This is a genomic window from Bacillus sp. AFS001701, from assembly GCF_002559405.1.
Lineage (GTDB): Bacteria > Bacillota > Bacilli > Bacillales > Bacillaceae_G > Gottfriedia.
The window spans coordinates 1-3,320 of the sequence record NZ_NTZO01000045.1; the positions used below are offsets into that span (position 1 = coordinate 1).

General features: G+C 33.5%; 4 protein-coding genes. All 4 read right to left on the reverse strand.

Annotated elements, in window-relative coordinates; genetic code table 11:
• Nucleotides 1-186 precede the first annotated feature (186 nt).
• The gene (locus tag CN514_RS04345; RefSeq protein WP_286141564.1) at nt 187-645 is read right to left on the reverse strand and encodes a GNAT family N-acetyltransferase; all 459 of its coding nucleotides are present in this window, start codon (nt 643-645) and stop codon (nt 187-189) included.
• A gap of 33 nt (nt 646-678) precedes the next feature.
• Nucleotides 679-1,254: a TetR/AcrR family transcriptional regulator gene (locus tag CN514_RS04350; protein WP_098231546.1), complete on the reverse strand. Its 576-nt coding sequence runs from the start codon at nt 1,252-1,254 to the stop codon at nt 679-681.
• A 211-nt stretch (nt 1,255-1,465) separates the two neighbouring features.
• Nucleotides 1,466-2,239 (reverse strand): YhcN/YlaJ family sporulation lipoprotein, encoded by a 774-nt coding sequence (locus CN514_RS04355; protein ID WP_097978903.1) that lies wholly within the window; start codon nt 2,237-2,239, stop codon nt 1,466-1,468.
• Nucleotides 2,240-2,482: 243 nt separating this feature from the next.
• Nucleotides 2,483-3,320 (reverse strand): hypothetical protein (locus CN514_RS25515; RefSeq protein WP_483294998.1); only part of this gene is annotated, 838 nt, incomplete at its 5' end.

The following is a 3,320-nucleotide window of genomic DNA, read 5'->3' on the forward strand; positions in this document are numbered from 1 at the left end:
CACTCCTTTAGACAAAATCATACAAGCTTTTTTAGTTTGACCATTCCTTTTATCTTTATCCAAGATGATTAAAAATTTTATATGTAAATGGCCTTAATTTTTTAAACAAAAAAACCTAAAGAGTTGTCTTTAGGAAAGTGGGATAAAAGCAAATGATCCTCATCTTTTGTAAATTAAAAAGAGTCTTTAATGATCAGAGGTATTTTCAAATAGTGAAATAAAAAAATTAGGTACTACTTCAATATTCTTATGAAATTTAAAACCAGAAGTTTTATATAAGTTAATGGCTGGTAGGTTATCTGATCCTGTTGAAACAATTACCTTTTTCTTTTTAGCAATTTCATTTAAAAAATAATGAACTAATTTTCTTGCGATCCCTTGCTTAAAGCAACTAGGATGTACTACCAATCTACATATTTGATATTCGTTATCGCCTTCTGAATAGGCCAAAAATCCTTTTAAATCATTATCAATCAAATAACCGATAAAGATTTCTTTGGAATCTCTAATACTTTCAACATTGTCCTTTAATTGTGGTATTCCCTCAAAATTAACTATCTTTGCCTCTACCTTATATGCAGGTAATTGTACATTTAAAATTGAATTTGCCATTTTTTTATCTTTATTGTCTAATTTAACAATCAAAATTTTCTCCTCCTAATCCCCTGACCCTTAATCCTACCCTTTTGATAAACCATTTAGAATATAAAAGTTAAATAGCTCAGTAATTTTTTTAGGACTTAGTGCTTCGTGTTCTTTCTCCCAATCGATTTTAAGTGTTGTATAAAGTCTAAACATTACCAAAGCGGTTATTTCGGGATCACATTCAACAATTTCTTTTTTTGCAATTGCCTCTTCAATTTTTTTCTGTATGTAGAGAATGATTGAATGATTCAATCGTTTTAAAGCGTCATGAACGATAGTCGTCCCGATTTCTTTTTGTTCCTGAAGTAACTTTATTGTTAATTCATGTTCATTATGAAAGGCAATAAAAACTTCAATTCCTTTATGTGCTTTTTCAATGAATGAATCTTCATCACGAATGGATTGTTCTGCTAAAAATTTCATTTCAGTAATCAAATTATTGATGATTTCATCAAACAATTCTTCTTTATTTTTGAAAAAAGTATAGATTGTTCCCTTTCCAACATTTGCCTGTTTTGCGATTTGACTCATTGTAGTTGCTTTATAGCCAAAGATGGTAAATGACTTTGTGGCAGCTTGTAAAATATTTTGCTTTTTCAAAAAACTCACCTCAAATTCTCTTATTAACCAATTGACCACTTCGAACTTTTGGTCAATATAAAAATCACTTTACCATATTGTTTAACCCTCATCAAACGAATTATTTAACTATTCTAAGAACTAATAGTAACTAAACTCGGTGAAATCAATCCCTAAAACTGAACACTTTAAAAAAGGAAGAAGCAAGAGCTTCTTCCCTTTCAATGTAAAAAATCGATTTCTATCGATTCGGATTAGTTGCATCCTTAACATCATTTTTTACATTACGATACATATGTTTAACATTTTCTTTTGTATCGTATAATACATTTTTAGTGGCATTTGGAACATTATTTGTTATGTTATTTAAATTATTTCTAATTGTTCCATCGAATGTTACATAAACTTTTTTACCACTCGTGTATGGTGATAAAGCGTCTTTGATTTTAGATCTAAATGCGCTTTCATCAACATTCTTATTTACTAAATCTACTGCAACAAGTACTTGATCACCAACAGCAACCGTGTTTGCTTTGGCTACATTTGACATTTGTTCTACTCGTTTAGAAATTTGGTCAGCAAACTTTCGTTCACCAGCATTCATATTAGTATTTGTACTAATATTTGTATATGGTACAAGAGGAGCTGTGTTTAAATCGTTATTATAACGAACTTGATCCATCGTGTAGTTTCTATTCATATTGTTGACATTTCTTCCATATGTTCCGTCATGGATTACGCCATCATTTGAATACTCACTACTTAAACCTTCATTTATACGATCATTTCCGTAGTGATTATTTTTCTTTGTGAAATAATCTTGGTTATTTGGATAGTTTACGTTTTCATAACGATCATTAACAGCATAAGGGTTTGTCGGTCTATTGAAGTTTACTTTTTCATAACCAACATTTCTTTTATGGTCATTCATGGCATTATTGTTTGTTCCACAAGCAGATAATGTTAAAGCTGTTAGCACCGTACCTGTAGCAACGATAAGACCTTTTTTATTCAATATAAAACCCTCCCTTTATTTACAACCAATTGTAATACTAAAGTTGTATTACAAAGTTAGGTTGACCTATTTAGGTGGATTTTAAATTGTTAATTGATGGTTTGAAACTCATTTTAAGTAAAAAAGTAGCCTTTAATGGCTGTTTCATGAGAAATTAATTTCTACTCCAATTAATTCCTGTATGAAATAGTAAAAATAAAAAAAAGACGATTAATAAATAATCGCCTTTTTAAATAAAATTCTTTATTGTTCATCTTCCTCAAAATATGGCACTCCGTATGAAGACTGATTTTGTGCATAAGGAGTAAATAATTGCGAATTTGGATCAAAATAAGGTTCTGATGCATCACGATACATTGGAGTCGGCCCCGCGGCATAAGGTGTAGCAACTGGTCCGCCTTGGAACTTTGGATAATCCATAGCTGGCAATGTTTGCGGGAAGTTTTCATTTGGTCCCATATACGCTGGCATTGTTTGTGGGAAGTTTGCATTTGGTCCCATGTATGCTGGCAATGTTTGTGGGAAGTTTGCGTTTGGTCCCATATATGCTGGCATTGTTTGTGGGAAGTTTGTATTTGGTCCCATATATGCTGGTAGTGTTGCTGGGAAGTTTTCATTTGGTCCCATATATGCTGGCATTGTTGCTGGGAAGTTTGCGTTTGGTCCCATATATGCAGGCATTGTTGCTGGGAAATTTGCGTTTGGTCCCATATATGCTGGTAATGTTTGTGGGAAGTTTCCGTTCGCATTCGGTCCCATGTATGCTGGTAATGTTTGGGCTAAATTTGGATTCGGTCCCATATATGCCGGTAATGTTTGGCCTGTATTTGGATTCGGTCCCATATACGATGGCATTGTTTGCCCAGTATTTCCTGGCATTGGTGCTGGTAATGGAGTTGGCATCGCAGTTGGAGGAACTGGTGCTACTGGCACTCCTCCTGGTGCTTCTCCAGTTAATCCTGGCAACATCGGCATAGCTCCAAAACTCGGTAAAGTTGGTAATGCCCCACCTTCTCCTCGTGGATAATATGGGTAGCCAGCGTTTGGTCCCATATATGCTGGTAATGTTTGTGGGAAGTTT